Source organism: Silvania hatchlandensis (assembly GCF_025564065.1).
Classification (GTDB): domain Bacteria; phylum Pseudomonadota; class Gammaproteobacteria; order Enterobacterales; family Enterobacteriaceae; genus Enterobacter; species Enterobacter hatchlandensis.
Genome location: NZ_JAMGZK010000053.1, coordinates 316,530 through 340,897 on the forward strand (window position 1 = coordinate 316,530; position 24,368 = coordinate 340,897).

25 protein-coding genes and 2 pseudogenes are annotated in these 24,368 nt (G+C 52.4%); 13 read left to right on the forward strand and 14 right to left on the reverse strand.

The window, feature by feature from the left end:
* Window positions 1-20: 20 nt before the first annotated feature.
* Window positions 21-434: a peptide-methionine (R)-S-oxide reductase MsrB gene (gene msrB, locus M8014_RS18725; protein ID WP_271283882.1), complete on the reverse strand. Its 414-nt coding sequence runs from the start codon at window positions 432-434 to the stop codon at window positions 21-23.
* A gap of 341 nt (window positions 435-775) precedes the next feature.
* Between msrB and gapA the strand changes: the two genes are divergently transcribed.
* Together gapA and M8014_RS18735 are read left to right on the forward strand one after the other, a co-directional pair.
* Complete coding sequence (gene gapA / locus M8014_RS18730; protein WP_271283883.1) at window positions 776-1,771, forward strand: glyceraldehyde-3-phosphate dehydrogenase; 996 nt, start codon at window positions 776-778, stop codon at window positions 1,769-1,771.
* 75 nt (window positions 1,772-1,846) lie between these two features.
* The gene (locus M8014_RS18735; protein WP_271283884.1) at window positions 1,847-2,731 is read left to right on the forward strand and encodes a D-hexose-6-phosphate mutarotase; all 885 of its coding nucleotides are present in this window, start codon (window positions 1,847-1,849) and stop codon (window positions 2,729-2,731) included.
* 47 nt (window positions 2,732-2,778) lie between these two features.
* On the opposite strand, the gene M8014_RS18740 is transcribed toward M8014_RS18735, so the two are convergent.
* Window positions 2,779-3,633 (reverse strand): aldo/keto reductase, encoded by an 855-nt coding sequence (locus M8014_RS18740; protein ID WP_271283885.1) that lies wholly within the window; start codon window positions 3,631-3,633, stop codon window positions 2,779-2,781.
* Window positions 3,634-3,724: 91 nt separating this feature from the next.
* The gene (locus M8014_RS18745; protein WP_271283886.1) at window positions 3,725-4,471 is read right to left on the reverse strand and encodes a MipA/OmpV family protein; all 747 of its coding nucleotides are present in this window, start codon (window positions 4,469-4,471) and stop codon (window positions 3,725-3,727) included.
* Window positions 4,472-4,904: 433 nt separating this feature from the next.
* On the opposite strand from M8014_RS18745, the gene yeaG reads away from it, so the two are divergent.
* Together yeaG and M8014_RS18755 are read left to right on the forward strand one after the other, a co-directional pair.
* Window positions 4,905-6,839, forward strand: coding sequence for a protein kinase YeaG (gene yeaG, locus M8014_RS18750; protein WP_271283887.1), 1,935 nt, complete (start codon window positions 4,905-4,907; stop codon window positions 6,837-6,839).
* A gap of 124 nt (window positions 6,840-6,963) precedes the next feature.
* Window positions 6,964-8,247: a YeaH/YhbH family protein gene (locus M8014_RS18755; protein ID WP_271283888.1), complete on the forward strand. Its 1,284-nt coding sequence runs from the start codon at window positions 6,964-6,966 to the stop codon at window positions 8,245-8,247.
* Between the two features lie 37 nt (window positions 8,248-8,284).
* Here the strand turns inward: M8014_RS18755 and M8014_RS18760 are convergent, their stop codons facing one another.
* Complete coding sequence (locus M8014_RS18760) at window positions 8,285-10,312, reverse strand: TonB-dependent copper receptor (protein ID WP_271283889.1); 2,028 nt, start codon at window positions 10,310-10,312, stop codon at window positions 8,285-8,287.
* Window positions 10,313-10,522: 210 nt separating this feature from the next.
* Window positions 10,523-11,419: a diguanylate cyclase gene (locus M8014_RS18765; protein ID WP_271283890.1), complete on the reverse strand. Its 897-nt coding sequence runs from the start codon at window positions 11,417-11,419 to the stop codon at window positions 10,523-10,525.
* Window positions 11,420-11,683: 264 nt separating this feature from the next.
* Between M8014_RS18765 and M8014_RS18770 the strand changes: the two genes are divergently transcribed.
* Window positions 11,684-12,130 (forward strand): DUF441 domain-containing protein, encoded by a 447-nt coding sequence (locus tag M8014_RS18770; protein ID WP_250589005.1) that lies wholly within the window; start codon window positions 11,684-11,686, stop codon window positions 12,128-12,130.
* On the opposite strand, the gene M8014_RS18775 is transcribed toward M8014_RS18770, so the two are convergent.
* Complete coding sequence (locus M8014_RS18775; protein ID WP_271283941.1) at window positions 12,114-12,902, reverse strand: AraC family transcriptional regulator; 789 nt, start codon at window positions 12,900-12,902, stop codon at window positions 12,114-12,116. The two genes, M8014_RS18770 and M8014_RS18775, sit on opposite strands and share 17 nt — an antisense overlap.
* 99 nt (window positions 12,903-13,001) lie before the next feature.
* On the opposite strand from M8014_RS18775, the gene M8014_RS18780 reads away from it, so the two are divergent.
* Window positions 13,002-14,189, forward strand: a complete 1,188-nt coding sequence (locus M8014_RS18780; RefSeq protein ID WP_271283891.1) for a CynX/NimT family MFS transporter — start codon at window positions 13,002-13,004, stop codon at window positions 14,187-14,189.
* 12 nt (window positions 14,190-14,201) lie between these two features.
* Here the strand turns inward: M8014_RS18780 and M8014_RS18785 are convergent, their stop codons facing one another.
* Window positions 14,202-14,909: a CTP synthase C-terminal region-related (seleno)protein gene (locus M8014_RS18785; RefSeq protein WP_271283892.1), complete on the reverse strand. Its 708-nt coding sequence runs from the start codon at window positions 14,907-14,909 to the stop codon at window positions 14,202-14,204.
* 157 nt (window positions 14,910-15,066) lie between these two features.
* Between M8014_RS18785 and M8014_RS18790 the strand changes: the two genes are divergently transcribed.
* Both M8014_RS18790 and M8014_RS18795 read left to right on the forward strand, forming a co-directional pair.
* Window positions 15,067-15,582, forward strand: a complete 516-nt coding sequence (locus M8014_RS18790) for a 2-thiouracil desulfurase family protein (protein WP_271283893.1) — start codon at window positions 15,067-15,069, stop codon at window positions 15,580-15,582.
* Window positions 15,557-15,901 (forward strand): DUF488 domain-containing protein, encoded by a 345-nt coding sequence (locus tag M8014_RS18795; protein ID WP_271283894.1) that lies wholly within the window; start codon window positions 15,557-15,559, stop codon window positions 15,899-15,901. The genes M8014_RS18790 and M8014_RS18795 overlap by 26 nt, the downstream gene beginning before the upstream one ends.
* 1 nt (window position 15,902) lies before the next feature.
* Here the strand turns inward: M8014_RS18795 and M8014_RS18800 are convergent, their stop codons facing one another.
* Window positions 15,903-16,208, reverse strand: coding sequence for a hypothetical protein (locus tag M8014_RS18800; RefSeq protein ID WP_271283895.1), 306 nt, complete (start codon window positions 16,206-16,208; stop codon window positions 15,903-15,905).
* Window positions 16,209-16,459: 251 nt separating this feature from the next.
* Here M8014_RS18800 and M8014_RS18805 point away from each other — a divergent pair, with 251 nt between their 5' ends.
* On the forward strand, window positions 16,460-17,488 hold the full coding sequence (locus M8014_RS18805; protein ID WP_271283896.1) for a sensor domain-containing diguanylate cyclase: 1,029 nt from the start codon (window positions 16,460-16,462) through the stop codon (window positions 17,486-17,488).
* 44 nt (window positions 17,489-17,532) lie between these two features.
* Entirely contained in the window at window positions 17,533-17,631 is a 99-nt protein-coding gene (locus M8014_RS18810) for a YoaK family small membrane protein (protein WP_250588998.1), read from the forward strand.
* Between the two features lie 126 nt (window positions 17,632-17,757).
* Here M8014_RS18810 and M8014_RS18815 read toward each other — a convergent pair whose 3' ends face one another.
* The gene (locus M8014_RS18815) at window positions 17,758-18,006 is read right to left on the reverse strand and encodes a GlsB/YeaQ/YmgE family stress response membrane protein (protein ID WP_271283897.1); all 249 of its coding nucleotides are present in this window, start codon (window positions 18,004-18,006) and stop codon (window positions 17,758-17,760) included.
* 362 nt (window positions 18,007-18,368) lie between these two features.
* Here M8014_RS18815 and yncL point away from each other — a divergent pair, with 362 nt between their 5' ends.
* Window positions 18,369-18,461: a stress response membrane protein YncL gene (gene yncL, locus M8014_RS18820; RefSeq protein ID WP_271283898.1), complete on the forward strand. Its 93-nt coding sequence runs from the start codon at window positions 18,369-18,371 to the stop codon at window positions 18,459-18,461.
* A gap of 36 nt (window positions 18,462-18,497) precedes the next feature.
* On the opposite strand, the gene M8014_RS18825 is transcribed toward yncL, so the two are convergent.
* Window positions 18,498-18,761, reverse strand: a complete 264-nt coding sequence (locus tag M8014_RS18825; RefSeq protein ID WP_271283899.1) for a hypothetical protein — start codon at window positions 18,759-18,761, stop codon at window positions 18,498-18,500.
* Between the two features lie 542 nt (window positions 18,762-19,303).
* Between M8014_RS18825 and M8014_RS18830 the strand changes: the two genes are divergently transcribed.
* A complete protein-coding gene (locus M8014_RS18830; RefSeq protein WP_271283900.1) occupies window positions 19,304-19,498 on the forward strand; it encodes a hypothetical protein in 195 nt (64 codons plus the stop codon).
* A 299-nt stretch (window positions 19,499-19,797) separates the two neighbouring features.
* Here the strand turns inward: M8014_RS18830 and M8014_RS18835 are convergent.
* The 3 genes and pseudogenes from M8014_RS18835 to M8014_RS18845 form a co-directional block, all read right to left on the reverse strand.
* Window positions 19,798-19,905 (reverse strand): annotated as a pseudogene (locus tag M8014_RS18835) (terminase small subunit); the annotation flags it as partial.
* A gap of 312 nt (window positions 19,906-20,217) precedes the next feature.
* Entirely contained in the window at window positions 20,218-20,391 is a 174-nt protein-coding gene (locus M8014_RS18840; RefSeq protein WP_271283901.1) for a GnsA/GnsB family addiction module toxin, read from the reverse strand.
* A 1,419-nt stretch (window positions 20,392-21,810) separates the two neighbouring features.
* The gene (locus tag M8014_RS18845; protein WP_271283902.1) at window positions 21,811-21,975 is read right to left on the reverse strand and encodes a YnfU family zinc-binding protein; all 165 of its coding nucleotides are present in this window, start codon (window positions 21,973-21,975) and stop codon (window positions 21,811-21,813) included.
* Between the two features lie 886 nt (window positions 21,976-22,861).
* On the opposite strand from M8014_RS18845, the pseudogene M8014_RS22900 reads away from it, so the two are divergent.
* A pseudogene (locus tag M8014_RS22900) lies at window positions 22,862-22,957 on the forward strand (hypothetical protein); the annotation flags it as partial.
* Window positions 22,958-23,067: 110 nt separating this feature from the next.
* Here the strand turns inward: M8014_RS22900 and icd are convergent.
* Window positions 23,068-24,318, reverse strand: a complete 1,251-nt coding sequence (icd, locus tag M8014_RS18855; protein ID WP_271283903.1) for an NADP-dependent isocitrate dehydrogenase — start codon at window positions 24,316-24,318, stop codon at window positions 23,068-23,070.
* Between the last annotated feature and the right edge of the window lie 50 nt (window positions 24,319-24,368).

Consider the following 24,368-nt stretch of genomic DNA (forward strand, 5'->3'; position numbering starts at 1 on the left):
TAATTTGCTGAATCGATTTTTCAACCTTTCGTCTGGTCGCCATTCTGATCATCGGTGAAGCTTAACGAGGCAGAATTGACGCAGAAACGCTCGCCGGTCGGCTGAGGACCATCCGGGAAGACGTGACCGAGATGCGCGTCACATTTCCCGCAGCGGATCTCGATGCGCTGCATACCATGAGTGGTGTCGTCCAGGTAACGAACAGCCTCTTCGCTGACCGGCTCATAAAAGCTTGGCCAGCCGCACCCTGAATCGTACTTACTCTGGGCGTTAAACAGTGCCGAGTCGCACACCAGGCAGTGGTATACGCCATCGCGCTTATTATGCAGCAAACGCCCGGTAAACGGCGGTTCGGTGCCGCGGTTTTGCGTCACGTAAAACTGCATTTCTGTGAGGTTTTTTTTGAGTTCTTCTGGGTTTTGTTTATTCGACATATGCTGACATCTCGCCGTTGAAACAGACAACTTTTAACGTCGATTCTAACAAAATATTAACAATGAAGTATGAACTTTTGTTCTAAACTTACTCGTCGCGTACAGGCACGCAGCGAAATGTGATCTACTCCACATTTTTATATGGGGAGCCCTTTAAACTTCCGGGCGCAGCCCCCACATGTGTGCAAGCTCAAAGGGAATGTGAGGCGAGTCAATCGAACAAAGGTAATGCGAAGGATTGATTTGTCGCAATGATTGACACGATTCCGCTTGACGCTGCGTAAGGTTTTTGTAATTTTACACGCAACCTTTTATTCACTAACAAATAGCTGGTGGAATATATGACTATCAAAGTAGGTATCAACGGTTTTGGCCGTATCGGCCGTATTGTTTTCCGTGCTGCTCAGGAACGTTCTGACATCGAAATCGTTGGTATCAACGATCTGTTGGACGCTGAATACATGGCGTACATGCTGAAGTACGACTCAACTCACGGTCGTTTCAACGGCACCGTTGAAGTGAAAGACGGCCACCTGGTTGTTAACGGCAAAACCATCCGTGTTACTGCTGAAAAAGATCCAGCTAACCTGAAGTGGAACGAAATCGGTGTTGATGTTGTTGCTGAAGCAACAGGTATCTTCCTGACCGACGAAACCGCACGTAAACACATCACTGCGGGTGCGAAGAAAGTTGTTCTGACTGGTCCTTCCAAAGACAACACTCCGATGTTCGTTAAAGGCGCAAACTTCGAGAAGTATGCTGGCCAGGATATCGTTTCTAACGCATCTTGCACCACCAACTGCCTGGCACCACTGGCTAAAGTTATCAACGACAACTTCGGTATCGTTGAAGGCCTGATGACCACTGTTCACGCAACCACCGCTACTCAGAAAACTGTTGATGGCCCGTCTCACAAAGACTGGCGCGGCGGCCGCGGCGCAGCTCAGAACATCATCCCTTCTTCTACCGGTGCTGCTAAAGCTGTAGGCGTTGTACTGCCAGAGCTGAACGGTAAAATCACGGGTATGGCGTTCCGCGTTCCAACTCCAAACGTGTCTGTAGTTGACCTGACCGTTCGTCTGGAAAAAGCAGCGTCTTACGAAGAAATCAAGAAAGCAATCAAAGCGGCTTCTGAAGGCCCAATGAAAGGCGTTCTGGGTTACACCGAAGATGACGTTGTTTCTACCGACTTCAACGGCGAAATCTGCACTTCTGTGTTCGATGCTAAAGCGGGTATCGCACTGAACGACAACTTCGTTAAACTGGTTTCCTGGTACGACAACGAAACTGGTTACTCTAACAAAGTACTGGACCTGGTCGCTCACATCTCCAAATAAGTTCTGGAGATTCTGACCCAAAAAGGCGACCTCGGTCGCCTTTTTTTATGGCTTTAAAAGACAGAGGATTGCGTAATGATTAAAAAAATTTTTGCACTTCCGGTAGTCGAACAACTTACCCCTGTGCTCTCCCGCCGTCAGATTGATGATGCTGAAGTCATCGTTGTCGATCACCCGCAGGTCAAGGCTTCCGTCGCCCTGCATGGCGCGCATCTGCTCTCCTGGCAGCCAGAAGGTGAAGTCGAAGCCCTGTGGCTGAGTGACATTACCTCCTTTAAGAAAGGCGCAGCCATTCGCGGCGGCGTGCCCATCTGCTGGCCGTGGTTTGGCCCGGCGGCTGAACAGGGCTTACCGTCCCATGGTTTTGCCCGCAACCTTCCGTGGACGCTGAAAAACCATAGCGAAGACAATTCCGGCGTGGCGTTGACCTTTGAACTTAAAAGCAGCGATGAGACACGTCAGCTCTGGCCGCACGACTTCACCCTGTATGCGCACTTTACGCTGGGCAAAACCTGCGAAATTGAACTGGAAGCGCACGGCGAATTTGAGACCACCTCGGCCCTGCACACTTACTTCAACGTGGGTGATATTGCGGCGGTAACGGTGAGCGGTCTGGGCGATACCTTTATCGATAAAGTGAATAACGCCAAAGAGGGCAATCTGAGCGACGGCACCCAGGCCTTCCCGGATCGTACTGACCGCGTTTATCTGAACCCGGAAGCCTGCAGCGTGATTCATGATGCGGCGCTTAACCGCAGCATTGAAGTCATCCACCAGCATCACAGCAATGTGGTCGGCTGGAACCCGGGCCCGGCGCTGTCGGTGAGCATGGGTGACGTACCGGATGACGGATACAAAACCTTCGTGTGCGTAGAAACTGCCTGCGTCAGCGAGCCGCAAACCACACGTGAAGCACATCCTTCACGTCTGGGACAGACAATTCACATTGTGAAGCGTTAATCCCCGCGCGATTGCCCTTTCCTCCCGGAGAGGGCATTAACATGAATTCACAGCACATCTAATGCCGTTTTCTGCCCCGGAGCCGGGAAGGCCTGATCCAGTTGTAATAACGCCTCGGCGGACAGCGAAATCGTCAGCGCACCCGCATTTTCTGCCACATGCTCGATTGAGGAGGCTTTAGGAATGGCGATCACGCCCTGGTGGCTGACAACCCACGCCAGCAGCACCTGCGCCGCACTGGCGTTGTAGTCCTGCGCAATCGCCTGTACGACCGGATGATTCATCAGCCCGGTGCGTAAACGCCCGGCTTGCGCCAGCGGACAATAAGCCATGACTGGCATCTGCTGCTGCTGACACCACGGCAGAAGATCGTACTCGATACCGCGTGAGGCCAGATGATAGAGCACCTGATTGGTGGCGCAGTGATGACCGCCCGGCACCTGCCCCAGCTCCTGCATATCTGCGTAATCCAGATTTGATACACCCCAGCGGCCTATCTTGCCCTGCTGTTGCAGGGTCTCCATCAATTTGACGGTTTCCGCCAGCGGATAATTCCCGCGCCAGTGCAGCAGATAGAGGTCGATACGATCGGTGCCCAGGCGACGCAGGCTCGCGTCACAGGCGGCAATCCCTTTTTGCCCGCCCGCATTCCAGGGATAAACCTTGGAGACCAGATACACCTTATCGCGCTGGCCTTTGATCGCCTCGCCGACCACCTCTTCTGCCCCGCCATCGGCGTACATTTCTGCGGTATCGATGAGCGTCAGCCCGAGATCGATGCCCGCCCGCAGGGCAGCCACTTCCTGACGGCGCTGACCCGCCTGCTCACCCATATACCATGTGCCCTGCCCGATAGCCGGAAGCACAACGCCGTCGCCGAAGGTCACGGTTTTTTCGCTCATCACGTTCTCCTGGTTTGTCTGCTCCACCGTAATGCAAACGGGGCGCAAGCGCCCCGTTGTGATGCACAGAATGCACTATAAAAATGCACAATCAGAAACTGTAGGTCACGCCCACAGACAACAGTCCGGCCCAGGACTTATCGACCATCGGGCTGTCTTTTACTTCATCGCTCAGGTGCGAGTAACGGCCTGTACCGTACACATTCCAGTCAGTGGCAAATTTATAGCTTGCCGTCAACTCGAGGTATGGGTTCCAGCCATCGTCGGCGTTGTAGCTGTTCAGACCGCTGCGATTGGCTTCACGCTGCGACACGCCGTAGTAGTAGTCGTTGTAGTTTTCGCTGCTGTATTCTACACCGATCCCCGGCGTCAGAGTCAGCCCACCGTTGGTATAACGGTACAGCCACGCCAGATCCCAGATGAAGCCGTTACTGTTGTCGAGGGTATCTCCCGCCAGCGCGGTGCGCAGGAAGCCATACTCGGTGTTATGGACATAAGAGAGGCCCGCCATCATGGTGCTCTTACGTTTGTCCAGCTGACGCAGCTGGTAGCTGTCGCTGTCTCCCGGCTTGAAGTGCAGTGGCGAGTAATAAGCCATGATCGACAGTTTGTCGGTCTGGTCATTCCACAGGTAGTAACCCCCACCCAGTCCACGGAACCAGAAGTTATCCCCTTCATAGGTAATAACCGGAACCGGGTACACGTCGCGATCGTATTGTTTATACGGGCTATTAATCACGCCGACGCCTGCGCCAACGGACCAATGGTTTTCCGCATGAGCGGCCCCCACTGAAGCGGCAACGAGAACGCCCAATGCCAGATGTTTGAGTTTGGTCACAATCCTTTTTTCCTGTAGTCAAATAATCAGCGAATGGAGTGTAACCGCCCTTTACTCCCTATCTCAAAACTTTTTTGCAGGCTAATCAATTTGACCAACCGGTCATTTTGTGCACGAAAGATGACGAAACGCGGTCAGCAGGATGACAGTTTGACGAAGGCGCGGGGTTTGCCATTCAGGATAAGGCTGAATTTTTGGATGAGTTATTGATATGTCATTGAAATTAGATTTTGCATGCAGGCAAGTTTTGCAAATGCCATCTACGCTTAATTTTAAGAAGCTGAATACCCGATCACCCCGCAGTTTTAGCGCCCGATCTGGCATACGGGTTGCTGCTCTGGCAGTGAGGTGTAAGGGATCCCGCTTCCGGGAGCCTCTACTACTCATATGAACGGCTCTTTTCCTGTGCTAAAAAACGAAAGGACGGCATGCCATGAATATATTCGATCACTATCGCCAGCGCTATGAAGCTGCCAAGGACGAAGAGTTCACACTGCAGGAGTTTCTTACCATCTGTCGGCAAGATCGCAGTGCCTATGCCAACGCGGCAGAACGACTATTGATGGCTATTGGTGAGCCGAATATGGTTGATACTGCCCAGGAGCCCCGGCTTTCCCGTCTGTTTTCGAATCGGGTTGTTGCCCGATATCCGGCGTTTGAAGAATTTTACGGCATGGAAGATGCCATCGAGCAGATCGTTTCCTATCTGAAGCATGCGGCGCAAGGCCTGGAAGAGAAGAAACAGATCCTGTATCTGTTGGGTCCGGTAGGCGGTGGTAAATCCTCGCTGGCGGAGCGTCTGAAATCGTTAATGCAGCGCGTGCCTATTTACGTGCTTAGCGCTAACGGTGAACGCAGCCCGGTCAACGATCATCCCCTGTGCCTGTTTAACCCTCAGGAAGATGCGCAGATTCTGGATAAAGAGTACGGCATTCCGCGTCGCTATCTTGGCACCATTATGTCGCCGTGGGCCGCAAAACGCCTGCACGATTTCGGCGGGGATATTACCAAATTCCGCGTGGTGAAGGTCTGGCCGTCCATTCTTGAACAGATTGCGATTGCCAAAACAGAACCGGGTGATGAGAACAACCAGGATATCTCTGCACTGGTCGGTAAAGTGGACATCCGTAAACTGGAAAACCACGCGCAAAACGATCCGGATGCTTACGGCTATTCCGGTGCGCTGTGCCGTGCCAACCAGGGGGTGATGGAGTTCGTCGAGATGTTTAAAGCGCCAATCAAGGTGCTGCATCCGCTGCTGACCGCCACTCAGGAAGGTAACTACAACGGTACGGAGGGGATTTCCGCCCTGCCATTTAACGGCATTATCCTTGCCCACTCGAACGAATCGGAATGGGTCACCTTCCGTAACAACAAGAATAACGAGGCGTTCCTTGACCGTGTTTACATTGTCAAAGTGCCTTACTGCCTGCGGATCTCCGAAGAGATCAAAATTTACGAAAAACTGCTTAACCACAGTGAGCTGGTACATGCCCCATGCGCTCCGGGGACTCTGGAAACGCTGTCGCGCTTCTCGATCCTGTCGCGCCTGAAAGAGCCTGAAAACTCGAGCATGTACTCGAAGATGCGCGTCTATGACGGTGAAAGCCTGAAAGATACCGACCCGAAAGCGAAGTCCTATCAGGAGTATCGCGATTACGCCGGGGTCGATGAAGGGATGAACGGGTTGTCCACGCGCTTTGCGTTCAAAATCCTCTCCCGCGTGTTCAACTTTGACCATGCCGAAGTGGCGGCGAACCCGGTGCATCTGTTCTACGTGCTGGAGCAGCAAATTGAGCGCGAGCAGTTCCCGCAAGAGCTGGCTGAACGCTACCTTGAGTTCCTCAAAGGCTATCTGATCCCGAAATACGCCGAGTTTATCGGCAAAGAGATCCAGACCGCCTACCTGGAATCTTACTCCGAGTACGGGCAGAACATTTTTGACCGCTACGTTACCTATGCGGATTTCTGGATCCAGGATCAGGAGTATCGCGACCCGGATACCGGCCAGCTGTTTGACCGTGAATCGCTGAATGCCGAGCTGGAAAAAATCGAGAAGCCTGCCGGGATCAGTAATCCGAAAGACTTCCGTAACGAGATCGTCAACTTCGTGCTGCGTGCCCGTGCGAACTTCAGCGGACGTAATCCGAACTGGACCAGCTATGAAAAACTGCGCACCGTTATTGAGAAGAAAATGTTCTCCAATACCGAGGAGCTGTTGCCGGTTATTTCGTTCAACGCCAAAACCTCAACCGACGAGCAGAAAAAGCACGACGATTTTGTCGACCGTATGATGGAGAAAGGATACACCCGCAAACAGGTTCGCCTGCTGTGCGAATGGTATCTGCGCGTACGTAAATCGTCATAACAGCCCAAAAAGCCCGGCGGCACATGGCTTGCCGGGCGTACAACAATGTTCCGTAGGCCGGGTAAGCGAAATGCCCCCGGCACTTACGGGCACTGAAAGTTGGCAAATGCAGTACGGGGGGCATATGACCTGGTTTATTGACCGGCGTCTTAACGGCAAAAACAAGAGCACGGTGAATCGCCAGCGCTTCTTGCGTCGTTATAAAGCGCAAATCAAACAGTCGATCTCCGAGGCCATTAATAAGCGTTCGGTAACCGACGTAAACAGTGGGGAGTCCGTCTCTATCCCGACGGACGACATCAGCGAACCGATTTTTCATCAGGGGCGTGGCGGCTTACGCCATCGCGTTCATCCGGGTAACGATCACTTTGTGCAGAACGACCGCATCGAACGTCCACAAGGCGGCGGGGGCGGCGGCGGAAGTGGTCAAGGCCAGGCCAGCCAGGACGGCGAAGGTCAGGACGAATTTGTGTTTCAGATCTCCAAGGATGAGTATCTGGATCTGTTGTTCGAAGATCTGGCCTTGCCGAATCTGAAGAAAAACCAGCACCGGCAGTTGAATGAGTACAAAACCCACCGCGCAGGGTATACGGCCAACGGCGTACCGGCCAACATCAGTGTGGTGCGTTCGTTGCAGAACTCGCTGGCGCGACGCACGGCGATGACGGCGGGCAAAAAGCGCGAACTCCGCGAGCTGGAAGCCAGCCTGGGTATCATTGAGAACAGCGAGCCCGCGCAGCTGCTGGAAGAGGAACGTCTGCGCAGAGAGATCGCCGAGCTGCGGGCGAAGATTGAGCGCGTGCCGTTTATCGACACTTTTGACCTGCGTTACAAAAACTACGAGAAACGCCCGGAGCCCTCCAGCCAGGCGGTGATGTTCTGCCTGATGGACGTTTCCGGCTCAATGGATCAGGCCACCAAGGACATGGCGAAGCGCTTTTATATTCTGCTGTATCTGTTCCTCAGCAGAACCTATAAGAACGTGGACGTGGTCTATATCCGCCACCATACCCAGGCGAAAGAGGTGGATGAACACGAGTTCTTCTACTCGCAGGAAACCGGGGGCACTATTGTCTCCAGCGCCCTGAAGTTGATGGATGAAGTGGTGAAAGAGCGTTATGACCCGGCGCAGTGGAACATCTATGCCGCGCAGGCTTCGGACGGTGATAACTGGGCAGATGATTCACCGCTGTGTCATGAAATTCTGGCTAAAAAACTCCTGCCAGTGGTGCGTTATTACAGCTATATCGAGATCACCCGCCGCGCCCATCAGACGCTGTGGCGTGAGTATGAGCATCTGCAAACCACGTTTGATAACTTCGCGATGCAGCACATTCGCGACCAGGATGATATCTATCCGGTGTTCAGAGAGCTGTTCCATAAGCAATCTGCCACCAGCAACAGTTAATCCCGCCGCCGGTCACTGACCGGCGGCGTCACATTGGTCAGAAGTTCACGTTCATCTTTGCCCAGAAGGTACGACCTGGCTCGTTTACCGGGGTGTCCGATGAGTAGCCAAAGCTGCTGTTGCCGGCAAGGTTAAGGTGCTCGCTATAGGCCTTGTCCAGCAGGTTATCCACTCCGCTGCTCAGCTTCAGGTTCTTATTCACTTTATACGCCGCATTGGCGGAGACAATCGCAAACCCGGCGCTCTGGTCAAAGTCTTTCCCCACCACGTTTCCTTCGTTCATCGCCACCCGATGCTGTGGGCTGACCATGCGCAGCAGCCCGGTCGAACTCCAGCTCTCTTTCTCCCACGTCAGACCGAGACGCGCTTCCAGCGGCGGCATCTGCGGCAGCGGCTGGTGGTCGTCGGTGTTCTGGCCCCAGGCGTAGTTCAGCGTGGCGTCGGTTTTCCACTGGTCGTTCAGCTGATACGAGGTTCCCATTTCGCCGCCCATGATGGTGGCATCGACGTTGTCGGCCTGGCTGACGTGACTGTCGTCCGGATCGTAGATAAAGAGAATGTAGTCGTTGATGCGCCCGACGTAAGCGGAGATCCAGCCGGTTGTGCGTTCGCCCTTATACTGGGCACCGATGTCCAACTGGGTGGTTTTTTCAGGCTTCAGGTTGTCGAATACGTCCGAGGTGCCGTCCGGTCCATAAGTCGGTGAAAACAGTTCCCAGTAATCCGGGAAACGTTCGGTGTAGCCCAACCCGGCGTAAACCATCGCCGATGCCGTACCGAGGTTATGCTCCACGCGTAAAAAGCCCGCAGGCAAAGTGTCTTCGCGGCTGTCGCTGCCCACGCCGGTGTAATTATCCACTTCGACCTTATCCAGACGCGCACCGCCAATCACTTTGCTCAGGTCGGTGGCATTCCAGGTCAGTTCGCTGAATGCGCCGTAATCGTGGAAGCGGGCATCCTCCTGCCAGCCTGCATCCTGGTCGTCCTCATTGCTGCGATGGGTGTTATTTTGCATGTCCACGCCGCTTTGCAGCTGGTAATCCAGCCACAGCCAGGTGCCCATCATCCTGCCGCCGACGGTGCGGCGATCGACCTGTTTCTCCATCGGCATCGACATATCCATCGAGCCCATTGGCATCCCGCCCGACATCGTGCCCGGCGAGCGCATGGAGTAGTTATCCATAATGTGGTTGGCATAGTTGTAATAGACGCTCATATCCAGCGAGTCGAACACCTCGCCGATATTGTCTTTCTTATAGCGCAGGCCCAGGCTTTCGCGTTTGAACTGGGAACCGTCCATTCCGCGTCCGGCGTAGCTGGCGTCGCCATCGCCCTGCCCGGCGGTCAGCTCCAGCAGCGTGTCGGCATCCGGCGTCCAGCCGATGGCCAGATCGGTATTCCATTTATCCCACTTCGAGGCCACGCTATCGCCATTGCCGTCTTTGTAATCGCCGGATTTTGATTTGTTGCCGTTCAGGCGTACATAGCCCGACTCGTTACCAAAGCTGACGTCGGCGTTCTCATCGAAACGATCGTTGGAGGCAGACAGCAAGCTGGCGTCTCCCTCGAGTCCTGCTTTATCGAAGCGCGGCGGTTCGCGGTTGAAGCGCACCGTCCCGGCGGAGTTGCCAGGCCCCCAGAGTACGGTCTCCGGCCCTTTGGTCACCGTCAGCAGGTCATAGCTTTCGGGCGAGATGTACGAGCTTGGGGCATCCATCCGTGACGGGCAGGCACCGAGCATTTCGCTGTCGTTAGTGAGCAGGCGCAGACGTGAGCCAAACATCCCGCGAAAAACCGGGTCGCCATTACTGCCGCCGTTGCGGATTTGGCTGAACCCCGGAATGGTCTTCAGGTAGTCGGAACCGTCGCTGGCCGGCACCGGCTGGCGGGGCGCTTTCGGCGAAGTCACCACCTCAAGGGGCGAAAGCACCGGCGCGGTGACGGTAATCACATCGTCATCCTCTGGCAGCGGAGCGGCGTTTTTTTCTGCGGCAAGCGTCGAACACGAGATCGCGACCAGCAGCGACCACGCCAGCGGATGAGGGGCAAAAATGTCTTTTTTCATTACGGTACCTGGGCTTAACGTTGGGGGGTGTACCGCTGCAAAGAACGAATCCCTTAGTTCAGAGAATGACCGTAACGAGCAGGCACATGAGACAGGCCGAAATTTTGCCGGGGAGAATGAAGAGGAACAACGATTAGTGAAGAGAATAAGACCTGCAGAAAGGGGTTGAAAACAAAAGCAGCCAGTGATTAATTTCCTGGCCGCTTTCGTTTAGCCACTGAATTTTTTCGTTTCCAGCCGTTGATTAATCAACTGCGTGCAGTTACGGCCACTTTTTTTACCGATATACAACGCCTGATCCGCTCGCTCCAGCACCTCACGCAGCGCTTCGTCGGGATGAATACGCGTCAGGCCGGCAGTAAAGGTAATCCGAATAATATGCTCTCCGGCAACCATATCCAATTCTGCAATGTCGTGGCGAAGACGCTCGGCAATTGTGACGGCCTCGCGATCGTCTTTGGCATGCATCACAACAATAAACTCTTCGCCACCGTAGCGATACATCGATTCAGACCGGCGAATGTTATTACTCATATTCATGGCCAGCGAACGCAATACAATATCACCGTTGAGATGCCCGTAAGTATCATTCACTTTTTTAAAATGGTCGACATCCAGTAATAATAAGTACAGCCCCTCGGCACCCAGCTCGTTATTCATACTGGTAAACGATTCGTCGAGGATCCGGCGCAGCGGCAATCCGGTCAACGCGTCATAACTGGTCCGCAACTGCAGCAGATGCACTTTATAAGTGGTTAAGGCTTCAGTAAATGACAGCAGCGACTGTTCAAATACGTTAAATACGGCATCGGTCTGGCATTTGTCGTTGATGGCAGTAATAATATTGCGGCAAGCCTGATGTACCCGAATATGCTTTTTACTGATATCCAGCACGAAGTTTTTCCCTTCCCGCTCTTCCTGTAATCGGGTATTAATCCAGTGGCCAAACTCACAGCGCTGGTGGGCGTCATCACAGGTGATTTCCGGTAAATCAATGTCATGATTAGCAATAAAGCGTAATATTTTCACTAACCATTTAAAATGCGCATCCGTCGACGCGTTTAATTCACGGATGGTTTCATCAATCTCAGTGAACTTCCTGTTCATAGGGTCTCCCGGGTAAATAAATTAATAGTTTTAAAAATCATAACAGGTTAAATATCAATAAGTTTCAGGTAATTTAAATATTATATAGGACGCTATTAATAAATCCATGGAATGATTGTTTCCAATTATCTGTCACACTCCCACCTCCCTCGCGTCGGGCATTCGCCCAAATCAGCACATTTTTTGTATAAACCCCCTGTATCCCGGCGGTCGAGGGCGTAAAGTAAGCAGGCTTACTTTTCATTTTTTGGCAAGGAATACAACATGTTTGACCCTACCCTGCTCATTCTCCTGGGCCTCGCCGCGCTGGGCTTTGTCAGCCACAACACCACCGTCGCCATTTCCATTCTGGTGCTGATTATTGTGCGGGTAACCCCGCTCAACACCTTTTTCCCGTGGATTGAAAAACAGGGTCTCACCGTCGGTATTATCATCCTGACCATTGGCGTAATGGCGCCGATCGCCAGCGGCACGCTTCCGGCGTCCACCCTGATCCATGCCTTTATGAACTGGAAATCCCTGATCGCCATCGCCGTGGGCGTGTTTGTCTCCTGGCTAGGCGGACGCGGGGTGACGTTAATGAGCTCCCAACCGACGCTGGTTGCAGGGTTGCTGGTTGGCACCGTGCTCGGCGTGGCGCTGTTTCGTGGCGTGCCGGTCGGGCCGCTGATTGCCGCCGGGCTGGTGTCGCTGTTTATCGGGAAGTCGTAGCGAGACTGGCGATGTAGCGGGCCGGGGTCTGGCCGAGCCCCTTCTTAAACATGGTGATAAACGCGGTGGTTGAGTCATAGCCCAGGGCCTGCGCCACCTGCTGCACCGACTGGCCGCTAATCAGCCCCTGCAGGGCCACTATCAGCTGGAGCTGATGCCGCCAGCGCCGAAAACTGAGTCCGGTTTCGCTCACCACCAATCGGGCCAGATTGCGCTCACTCATCGCAAAATGCTGCGCCCACTGGTGCAGCGTCTGCCAGGCGGCGGGTGCCTCGGCCATCATTTCACTCATCAGGCGAATTTTGGGGTGTGGCGATACCGGAAGCTGGAGCTGCTCCTGCGGCTGTCGTGGCAGCTCATCAAACAGCACGTCTACCAGTCGCAAGGTGGCAGGCTGCAGCGGATCCAGGCTGCGCTCGGCCAGCGTCAGGATCAGCTCCCGCACCAGAGGCGAAATTTTTAGCGCGCAGCAGCGCGTCGGCAGCGTCACCGCGCCAGGCTCAATAAACAAAAAGCAGAGTCTGGCGCTGGGGGTGGCTTTGTTACTGTGCGCCAGCTGGCCGGGGATCCAGACGGCGTACTGCGGGGGCACCATCCACAGGGCATTATCCACCTCGCAGGTGATGGCTCCGTGCAGCGCCAGAATCAGCTGCCCCTTACGATGCTGATGTCGTGAAATGCGCTGTTCGTCCTCCACTACCCGCACATGAAACGCCACCGCCGCATCGTGCTGGCTGTCAGGATCGTAACCCTCAAGACCAAGTCCAATCATCATGTTGTCCGATATTAGCGATTAACTGTCATTTTAGCTTGATTTCATCCACGCTGAAAACACGTATCCTGTGGGCTCATTTCGACGTAAGAGAAAATCATGACCACTGCCATGCCTGCCACCGGTAAACAACACGCACTGCTGATTGCCGGGATCCTGATGATTGCCACCACGCTGCGGGTCACCTTTACCGGCACCGCGCCGCTGCTCGACGCCATCCGCAGCGATTATGGGTTAACCACGGCGCAGACCGGACTGCTGACCACCCTTCCCCTGCTGGCCTTCGCGCTGATCTCCCCGCTGGCAGCAGGCGTTGCCCGCCGGATCGGCATGGAGCGCAGCCTGTTTATCGCCCTGCTGCTGATAATTATCGGGATCGCGCTGCGCTCCCTGCCTCACGCCACGCTGCTGTTTGTCGGGACGGCGGTGATTGGCTGCGGGATTGCGCTGGGCAATGTGTTGCTGCCGGGGCTGATTAAACGCGATTTCCCCGGTCAGGTGGCAAAGCTGACCGGGGCCTATTCCCTGACGATGGGGGCAGCCGCCGCGCTGGGCTCTGCGCTGGTGGTGCCCGTGGCACTTGGCGGCGCAGGCTGGCACGGGGCGCTGCTGATACTGATGGCCTTCCCGCTGCTGGCGTTGATCCTGTGGCTGCCGCAGTGGCGTCAGCGCCCAACCGGTTCCCTGAGCGGTGCCCGCGCGCTGCATAACCGTGGCATCTGGCATTCCGCCCTTGCCTGGCAGGTAACGCTGTTCCTGGGAATTAACTCGCTGATTTATTATGTGATTATCGGCTGGCTGCCAGCGATCCTCCAGAGCCACGGCTACAGCGAAACCCAGGCGGGCTCCCTGCACGGATTGCTGCAGCTGGCGACGGCGGCACCGGGCATTGCGGTGCCGCTGATCCTGCTCCGGGTGAAGGATCAGCGCGGCATTGCCGGACTGGCGGCATTAATGTGTGCGGTGAGTGCCGCGGGACTGTGGTTTATGCCTGACCAGGCGGTGATGTGGACGCTGATTTTTGGCTTTGGCTCAGGCGCAACGATGATCCTCGGCCTGACCTTTATTGGCCTGCGTGCCAGTTCGGCGCATCAGGCGGCGGCCCTGTCCGGGATGGCGCAGTCGGTCGGCTATTTGCTTGCCGCCTGCGGACCGCCGCTGATGGGCAAAATCCACGATACCCAGGGCGACTGGCGCATCCCGCTGCTGGCCTGTGCGCTGGCGGCGGTGGTGATGGCGGTCTGCGGCGTTCTGGCCGGGCGCGACCGGGAGATCGCGCCAGAGTAAACCCTCTGCAAACTAATTCTGCGCGGCGCGCAGCAGCGCCTGGACCAGCGGTGCCGGGCACCCTGCCAGTGCAGCCCGCTCATGCTGGAACAGCGTGGCGACAAAAAACGGGTGCGTGACCAGCTCTACTGCGCGGATCTCACCCTGGTTGTCCCAGCCGGTGACGCGCATATCGCCCTTTTCCAGCGCCAGCGCAAACTCCGCCGAGACACCGTAGTTGCAGTGATAGCCCTCTTCAATCTCGTGCTGCCCGTAGGCTTTTGCAATCAGGGTGTTGGCGCGCAGTTCGATGGTGTCGGATTGTTCCACCAGCGAGCAGGCCAGCGGGGCAATCACCATCCGACCTTCGGTGTCGGTTTCTGCATGGGCCGCATCCTGCCAGCCCAGCACGTTACGGGCATACTCAATCAGCGCGTGCTGAAATCCGCCGCAGGTGCCGAGAAAGGGCACGCTGTTTTCGCGGGCATAGCGGGCAGTGATGAATGCGGCGTCGGTATTTTTATACGGACTTGCCGGAACCAGCCAGATAGCATCGTAGCCGACCAGGTCTTCCGGGCTGGTCAGTTCGGTGGTCGCCAGCCAGTCGTAATCGGCCGTGACGTCCAGCACTGCAGCGGCATCATCAATCGCCAGGGGGATCGCCTGGTGAGCTAAAACGTCAGGGTTATAGTCACCGACCAGCGCAATTCGGAGCGTATCTTTTACTGCGGAGAGTTCCATACAAGGATCCTTATGCCAGAGAAATAGCTGATAACATAAGGCGCCTCACACTACCGATCTTTCGTTGATATCACAACACCTTAAATTGCGTGGGCAAAAAGTCTCAGCCAAAGTGTGATAGCGTGGTGATCCTGCATTGCGAAACGTATAAACCATAATGAAAACAAAAATTCTGGTCAGCGCCTGTTTGATGGGGCATCAGGTTCGCTACAACGCCAGTGCTAAAGCGCAGCTCAATGCCCAGCTTCGACGCTGGCGTGAAGAAGACCGGCTGGTGGTACATTGCCCTGAGCTTGCCGCCGGGCTGCCGGTTCCCCGTCTGCCTGCCGAAATCTCTGATGCCAACGGCGACGAGGTGATGGCGGGCAAGGCGCGCATCCTGGAAAGTGACGGCAGCGATGTCACGGCGCATTATCAGCTTGCCGCATGGCTGGCGCTGCGCGCTGCCCTGGACGGGGGCTGCCGCGCAGCGCTGTTAACCGACGGCAGCCCAACCTGCGGCAGTCAGGTGATTTATGACGGCAGCTTTAGCGGACAGCGCCGCGCCGGGATGGGCGTCGCCGCAGCCCTGCTTCGCGAGCATGGCATCGAAGTATTTTCTGACATGCAGCTCCCGGCGCTTATCGCCTGGGTTGAGGAGCAAGAGAATGATTCAGTGCAAACGAGTCTATGACGACGCCAGCCGCGAGGATGGGTACCGGATCCTGGTTGATCGCCTCTGGCCGCGGGGGATCAAAAAGAGCGAGCTGGCGTGCGATGAGTGGTGCAAGATCCTGACCCCGTCAACGGAGCTGCGCAAAGCATTTCACAGTGAGGTGCTCGATTTTGCCCATTTCAGCGAGGCCTATCGCGCTGAACTTGCTCACCATCAGGACGAGGGCCAGCGCATTGCCACGCTGGCTGCGCATCAGACCGTGACGCTGCTGTATGGCGCGAAAGACCGCGAGCAGAATCACGCCCTCGTATTAGCCGACTGGCTCCGCCAGCTGTAGGTCACTCCAGCATCAGCGCGTCGAGGATTTCCGGCGAGTCTTCAGGGGTAAGCGGCAGCAGATGCTCAGGGCGGACAAACGCAAAACCGTGCTGGTTATCAAACGCAAACACGTTGCCGGTCACCAGCCACAGGGCGCGATCGGCTGCAGGCGGCAGCTCGGTCATCACGCCGTTAACCGGGTTCAAAAAACGCTGCCCAGGCTGGCAGAGGCCAAACAGCTCGACGGATTTACCGATATTGCGACGCCCTGCTGGCGTGCGGGCACCGATGATCATCGCCAGGCTGCCCGGATTTAACTGAAACATATTTCCTCGTTTTGGATGACTGAAATTCCAGGAATTTTCTTAATGCGGAGTGTATATCAGCCAACTTTTCGTGTCACCAGGGAGCGCTCACGCGTGAGCCCTTTAACAGCATATTTTTCCCGCCATAATCCGTCGTCTCCACCCGGAATATATAAAATTTTCATGATTCATGTTTTACTGTTGTTCGGAGTTGAATCTTTCAGCAAAACAGTCAGGTACAAAGGTCTTCTGTAGGGGAGTTGCGCAGCGTCATGTCGGATATTATTCTTGCCCGTGTTTCAGAAACTCTCGCAACCGAGCATTCTCTGGAGAGCCTGGTGCGCCAGCTGCTCGAAATGCTCGAACTGGTCACCGACATGGAGTCGACCTACCTCACCAAAGTCGACATCAATGCCCGCCTGCAACATATCCTGTATGCCCGCAACAGCAAGCATATGCAGATCCCGGAAGGGCTGAGCGTGCCCTGGGGCGAGACACTGTGTAAACGCGCGATCGATTCTGACTGTTTTTTCAGCAACGAAGTGGCCGAACGCTGGGGAGACTGCGACGCGGCAAAAGCGCTGAACATCACCAGCTACATGAGCATCCCGATTCATCTGGCAGATGGTTCTCTGTACGGCACCCTGTGCGCCGCCAGCAGCCGTCGACAGAATCTGAGTGAACGCGGTGAGCAGGTGTTGAAACTCTTTGCCGGACTCATTGGCCAGTACATTCATAAAGAGTCGCTGGTGCATCAGCTGCGCGAGGCCAATGCGGCGCTAATAGCCTATTCATATACCGATGCGCTCACCGGCCTGCCGAACCGCCGGGCCATCTTTGATAATCTGAGTACCCTCTTTTCGCTGGCGCGCCATCTCAATCGCAACGCCATTATTGCCTATATCGATCTGGATGATTTCAAGCTTATCAATGACCGTTTCGGCCATGAAACCGGCGATCAGTTTCTGGTCGAGGTGGGTAAGCGGTTGAATGACGGACGCGGTGACGACGAGATCGTTGGTCGACTGGGTGGGGACGAATTTATGGTGGCCAGCCTCTGCAGGGATCAGCAAAGCGGGACTGACACCCCATTAACTCTGCTAAAAACCCAGCTTAGTGCGCGGATTGCGGGGGAATACTGGCTGGGGGATGTGCACATTGTCTACCCCGGTGCCAGCCTGGGCATGGTGGAAGTGGACCCGACAATACACGATGCCGACAGCGCACTGCGGGCTGCGGATGCGGCGATGTACATTGAGAAAAAAGGCAAACGCAAAACCGCCTTTCTCAATGTCGATTAACCCCGTACACTCGACGGGCTTTTTATTTCAGGACAGGTGATCGCATGCGGCTTGGTATTCTCTTCCCGATCGTCATTTTTATCACGGCGGTCGTTTTTTTAACGTGGTTTTTTGTCGGCGGTTACGCAGCGCCCGGGGGATAAATGAGAAAAACAACCATTATAATGCTGATTGTCGCCATCGCGGCCGTTGTCGGCAGCCAGCTCGGCTGGTGGTAAGCCATATGAAAAGACCGCCAGTACTGGCGGTCTTATTCACAAAAGCGTAGGTTAGCTTCGCACTTTACGGTAGATAAACAGCACCACCAGGGCACCAATCACCGCCACGACAAAGCTGCCGAAGTTAAAGCCATCCACCCGACCAAATCCTAACAGGGTGCTGATCCAGCCACCGACCACGGCACCGATGATCCCCAGGATGACCGTAATAAAGAAGCCACCGCCATCTTTGCCCGGCATAATCCACTTAGCCAGAATCCCCGCAATAAGCCCAAAGATAATCCAGGATAAAATTCCCATCGTTTTCCTCTCCGTATGGTTTTTGTCATTAAATCAAGTACACACAAAGCTTAGCACAGGATTCAGAAAAGCAAGTTTGTGACAAACATCACACCGAATATTTCGGAATATTACGCGAATCTGCAAGCCACATAAAAAATGGGGTTGCATCCTTCAATGAGAAATATTATCTTTCTCATTACTGAATAGTTGAGCAAATCACTCAGGTATTCAGTACGACATTGCTCACATTGCTTCCAGTATTTCTTGCCCACGTTATGTGGGCTTTTTTTTGTCTCTTCACTGGCCCGATTTGATCGATATGCCATTTGCTATTAGGATTGTTAACACAATTCCAACATAGCAGTATTGGTTTCGATAACATGAACGTATCCAGCAGATTCGTGATTTGTATTAACCTTGTATGTGCCAGTTCGTTAGTGGTCATTCTTTCTGACAAATTCAACTGGTTTTGATGTGAGCGAACCCGGCGTCCTGCCGGGTTTTACGCCTTAGTCATCCCCTTCTATCAAAAATCCAGCGCGGCGAATCGCCTCTTTACTGTCGTTGACGCCTGCCGCGTATCCGGCTTCGATATCGCATACCGGGCTGGCACTGGTGAAAGGAAGTTGGATTTCTTTGGCTAGCTGCTCTTTAAACTGAGTGAGTTTCTGGCGGGCGGTCAGAAGCTCAGCGGCGAGGTCGGCGAGCTGTACGGGAGTGACGTCTGACGACGCTCCTGCTGCAATATTTTGAAGCGTTGCGGTGTCGATCATGAGTGTTCCTCAAGTGCATCCATCACTAACAAAGTTGACGTTTAATAATCAAGTAGGTATGAACATTAACTCAGGAAAATCGCTAAGCCGTTGACCAGTATTTGTTGACCAATACATGCATCCATGAAGGTTCAGGATATGTAACTATAGGGTTTACGATTTACTCTTGCGAAAAGGAATCGGTGCAGTCATGAGTGAAATACGCATGTCAGTAAAGAAGAGACGCGATTCGTCTATGCTATTTCTCTGTATTATCATTGTAAGGTAAACCCATAATCAATTTCCCGTTGTCATTTTGAAGAATATCAACACTTTCATTTATTTTATCAAAGGGACTTCCGGCATCATAAATTTACGGGGTATTATTACTATAGGGCATTCACTACCGTAACACCGACCATCCTGGAATCCATATATCACAACATATAAAATAAACCCTGTAAGATTAAAATAATCTAAGGCATGTTATTCACCCGAGCCTTTCCTTTTCCTAATGCTTCTCACTATACTGAAATGGATTATCTCAACCACTGGAGAATACCATGTTCACTCATTCACCCGAGACGTCTGAAAATGAATTTAAAGAAACAGTGAAAAAGTATGCTTCTAAAACCGATGATGCGTTTCGTAGTGGGGCTCACAACATGAAGGATAAAGTTGAATCATACCCTACGACAAGCATTCTCATCGCTGTCGGCATAGGCTTCGCGTTAGGCTTTATCTCAGGAAGAAGATGAATGTATCCGAGAGAAACATATAATAAATCAAGAAAATACATTAAGTGCATTATTCAAAACCCTAAAAAGAACAAAGTGGCTGGTTTCGGATTGAGCTTTTAAGCCCCTGAGGGCTGTAGTGAACACCGAAGACAGCTCGTGTCTCCTACCTGTTTAGGCCATAGCTTTCTCCGTGGCGTTGGAATGATGGAGCGAGTGGTAAGTCAGGTTCCACACACGGAACATTGCGCACCGTATGGCAGGTTGAGCACGGGATTGAAGGCGGTGAAAAAGAACCGATTACTTCTGCAAACCAGACTTAACTTCGTTCCCTTCCCGCCACCTCGCGCTACCGCCATACCCTGATCCTGCCAGTTCTGAATCGTGCGGACGCTGACGCAGAAAATCTCATAAAGGCGTTTTTTACTTCCATAGCTCGCGCCAGGCTAATGACAGGCTAAGGAAACGATAACAGGGGAATACACAGCTTGTGAGGTCTCACCGTTCCCTTTCTTTTAGGGAGGTGTTTCAAATAAAGACGAGGAGATAGCAAGAAGAAGGACGGAAACGGCAGGTACCTGGAAATTGTCATATATAGCGCAAATCTGCGAAGTCGCCGCCCCGTAACGAGACGATATGCCGGAAAGCCCCCAAACAATAATGAATATCAATTGCATAAATGCACATGCGATGCGCAATAAAAAAGGCCGCTGTTGCGACCTTGTCTTTAGAAGATGAGATTAAAGAAGTTTAATTTTTACGTCATAACCCTCAAGACCTGTCATTGCTTCACGAGCAACAAACTGAATTTCAGAAACTTCTTTTCCGGTTTTTTTTTGAAGTTCTGAAATTTTTTTGGCTATCAGCGCGGCAATATCTTCTTCTGCTTTTTGCGTCAGATCTTCAACTTTCATTTTTACCTCTTCTGGTTCATTTACTGTTCAGGTTCTCCAGCAAGGTGACAATTATTGATGAACTGTCCTTAACCATAACTGTATAGAAATTATAGACTACCGATAATGCAGATGCTGCATGCTCATAGGATTCGCTAGCAAATTTCTTCACATGGCACCCCAACCACGTTAGTTTTGCACGCGTTGATGGCAATAAAAAAGCCCCTACATATATGCAAGGGCTTTGGCATATGGTGCCGGGTGCCTCCCGGTGAGCCTTTGGATTAACCACCCATGACCCGCAGCTTCAGTCGTTCACGATGAGCGTCAATGAAGAAGAGTCATCAGGTTAATTAGCCCCACCGCTTAGGGGGATTCACCATAATTTAATGCTAGCATAAGATGTGCGCACTTACTGTTACAAATCTATTAAACCTCGCTTGAAGCACATAATTTTATTTTTAATTAACCCGGATTTACATTGGCAACAGAAATTTATTTACTGCGTTTTCAACCTCATCCAGGCAAAGTTCCCTATCAGAAGCGACATATATTTCAATTTGATCATCTGTAACTGAATGAATCCCGGCAAGCGATATTGGAAGATAAACCTCTTCACCGTTAGGGTAGTTTCGCTTAATGGCAGTTACACCCTTCAGATTCCGAATAGTCTCTGCAGATTGTGAATTAAAGAAGACTATAACTTTTATATTAATTCTCTTGATGCCGGATCGAACGGATTAATCCGCCATATCCTTGAAAAATATGCTAGCCCGCGAAGACTCTACTCGCTAACACAAGAAGTAAAGGCCATGTGTCCACATGGCCTTTGGTTAATATTGTTTATCGGCCGTGGCATTTTACTCTGGTGCTATCCTGAGGAGTTATGCATTGACCTAAAAACAATAATCTCTTCCTTAATTTTTCTTATCAAGGCATTGACTATTTAAGTGTAGCTTATTTTGCCATAATAATTTCGATTGAAATTTAAAAAACGTATAATCAACAATTTAATGCGTAAACAAACTAACAATACCCACATATTGAGCACAATCAACCACCAACACACTTAGATATTATTCACAAAAATATATTAACTAATAACCACCATTATATTTAATAAAAAATAATTAACAGGATAAATCCCATTAACTACATAAAAAATCTTAATCAATACTTATAACGCCATAATGATGGCCGCCCGCAGATGAGCGTTGGACTGGCTAGCCATCTTCATCAGGGCGAGTTACAACGCGGTAGCCCCACATGCACGCTTCATGCAATTTGTTTCGTGCGCGCGATCGACAAACTATGTTGCTATCTTACGTAATAGCGCATCATGATTATCCCCTATGAGGGTTAAGCCATTACGAGGGTTCTGCCCATGGTGAGGGCTATAAAAAACCGCCCAGAGGCGGTTATATTCAGCAGATCAGCATATTATCTGTGAATGACAAACAGTGATTTGCATCGCGGGCAGAGCAACGGCAGCTCCTGCCGTACTTTTGTGGACGGTTGATGAGAGTTATGACCGCATATCGGGCAAGTTACTGTTGTTTTGGTCGCCGCTTCAACGCGTTTAAGTGCGTATTCGAAGAATGACATAATTCTTAACCTCTCTAAGAGTGAGGTCTATCATACCACAACTGGCTATTTTTTAATCACTGACAACCATCGCCGTAGCACTTAATCACCGAGTTAATAATCTGCTGCCGATTCTCGGGTGTTGCCGTAATAAATTCGTTTGAAACAAGCCCACCAGCACCCGTAGGTGAGCTTTTGCATGGCTGCCACTCCCGAATCATGCCGTTCAGTTTGTCACCCCGGTTCGTCTCTACTCCACGTTAGCTATATCCAGGGCGTGAGTGGCAATCACGCAGCGTCACTGGTGCTTCTTTTCTAATCAACCCTCACCAGATGCAAAGCAGGCTCTCTTCATGGCGACTCTGGCGCAGTTCATTACCCTGCGATTGCCGCCTTTCGGTTGCTGCGGCCTGTCTGCTTTATTGCTTCATTACTTTCTCCTGGCAATAAAAAACCGCCCGGAGGCGGTTTGAGAGGTTTATTTGCTGGGTGTATAGCAATTTATCAAAACAGTTTGGAAATCTGACAGAGACATACTTTCTGTTATCTTTCCTGTTACAGCTATTTTCATTCTACCCATGACATCCAACCCACCGATGTATCTTACATCGCAAGACACCGCAGTGCTGTTTTTGAGATAATCTATGAGCTTACAAATAAACTCTTCCTTGCCATAAACCGCAAAACAACATTTTCCACAAAGCATACCTTCTAACCTTCCCTCAAGCATTTCATGGCCCCTCAGGAAAAAGGTTTTATGATTGTAGTTGAACGCCAGGTTTACCTACCATATTTAAGGGGTATTTTTATCATTCGTAATTTAAGCTGCATTTATCACGCCCATCCGCAGAACGTAAGTGAGAGATAATTCCAAAGAGGCTCAACACGCAGGTGAAGTTCCCCCTGTATGGGCAACGCTATGTTGCTGGCATTGGTAACCGATCAGCGGCTGGGGGATGTTTCGAGGATGAAGTTTAGCGATGTCTGGGACGATCACCTGCACAACAGGTTTTTGATTTGGGGTTGTTATAACTAATTTTATAACCGTTCGAAAGCTAATAATAAAAAACGGGAACCATCAGGCTCCCGTTCGCATACAACCCAGAATCTGGATTACATGTTTTTGATGATCGCGTCACCAAACTCTGAACATTTCAGCAGTTTAGCGCCTTCCATCAGACGTTCGAAATCGTAAGTTACGGTCTTAGCGTTAATCGCGCCTTCCATACCTTTAACGATCAGGTCAGCGGCTTCGAACCATTCCATATGACGCAGCATCATCTCAGCGGACAGGATGATAGAACCTGGGTTCACTTTGTCCTGACCTGCGTACTTCGGTGCGGTGCCGTGGGTAGCTTCGAACAGGGCGCATTCGTCACCGATGTTCGCGCCTGGTGCGATACCGATACCGCCAACCTGCGCCGCCAGGGCGTCAGAGATGTAGTCACCGTTCAGGTTCATACAGGCGATAACGTCGTATTCAGCCGGACGCAGCAGGATTTGCTGCAGGAACGCATCGGCGATCACATCTTTAATGATGATCTCTTTGCCGGTGTTCGGGTTCTTGATCTTCTGCCATGGGCCACCGTCGATCAGCTCACCGCCGAATTCTTCCGCCGCCAACTGGTAACCCCAGTCTTTGAACGCGCCTTCGGTGAACTTCATGATGTTGCCTTTGTGAACGATTGTCACAGAGTCACGGTCGTTGGTGATCGCGTATTCAATCGCCGCGCGAACCAGACGCTTGGTGCCGTCTTCGGAGCACGGTTTGATACCGATGCCGCAATGCTCAGGGAAGCGAATTTTCTTCACGCCCATCTCATCACGCAGGAACTTGATCACTTTCTCGGCTTCAGCAGAGTCTGCTTTCCACTCGATGCCCGCGTAGATATCTTCTGAGTTCTCACGGAAGATAACCATGTCGGTCAATTCTGGGTGTTTAACCGGGCTCGGAGTACCCTGGTAGTAACGCACCGGGCGCAGGCACACATACAGGTCGAGTTCCTGACGCAGGGCAACGTTCAGAGAGCGAATACCGCCACCGACTGGGGTAGTCAGAGGGCCTTTGATGGCAACGCGGTAGTCACGAATCAGGTCAAGTGTTTCAGTTGGCAGCCAGACGTCCTGGCCGTAAACGTGGGTAGATTTTTCACCGGTGTAAATTTCCATCCAGGAAATTTTACGCTCGCCTTTATAGGCTTTCTCAACAGCGGCATCCACCACTTTCAGCATTGCCGGAGTGACGTCTACACCAATACCGTCACCTTCGATGAACGGGATAATCGGATTGTGTGGAACGTTCAGCTTACCGTCTTGCAGGGTGATCTTTTTACCTTCCGCCGGAACAACTACTTTGCTTTCCATTAACCTCTCCTTCGAGCGCTTCTGGTTGTTACTGATCTTATGTTAATAAA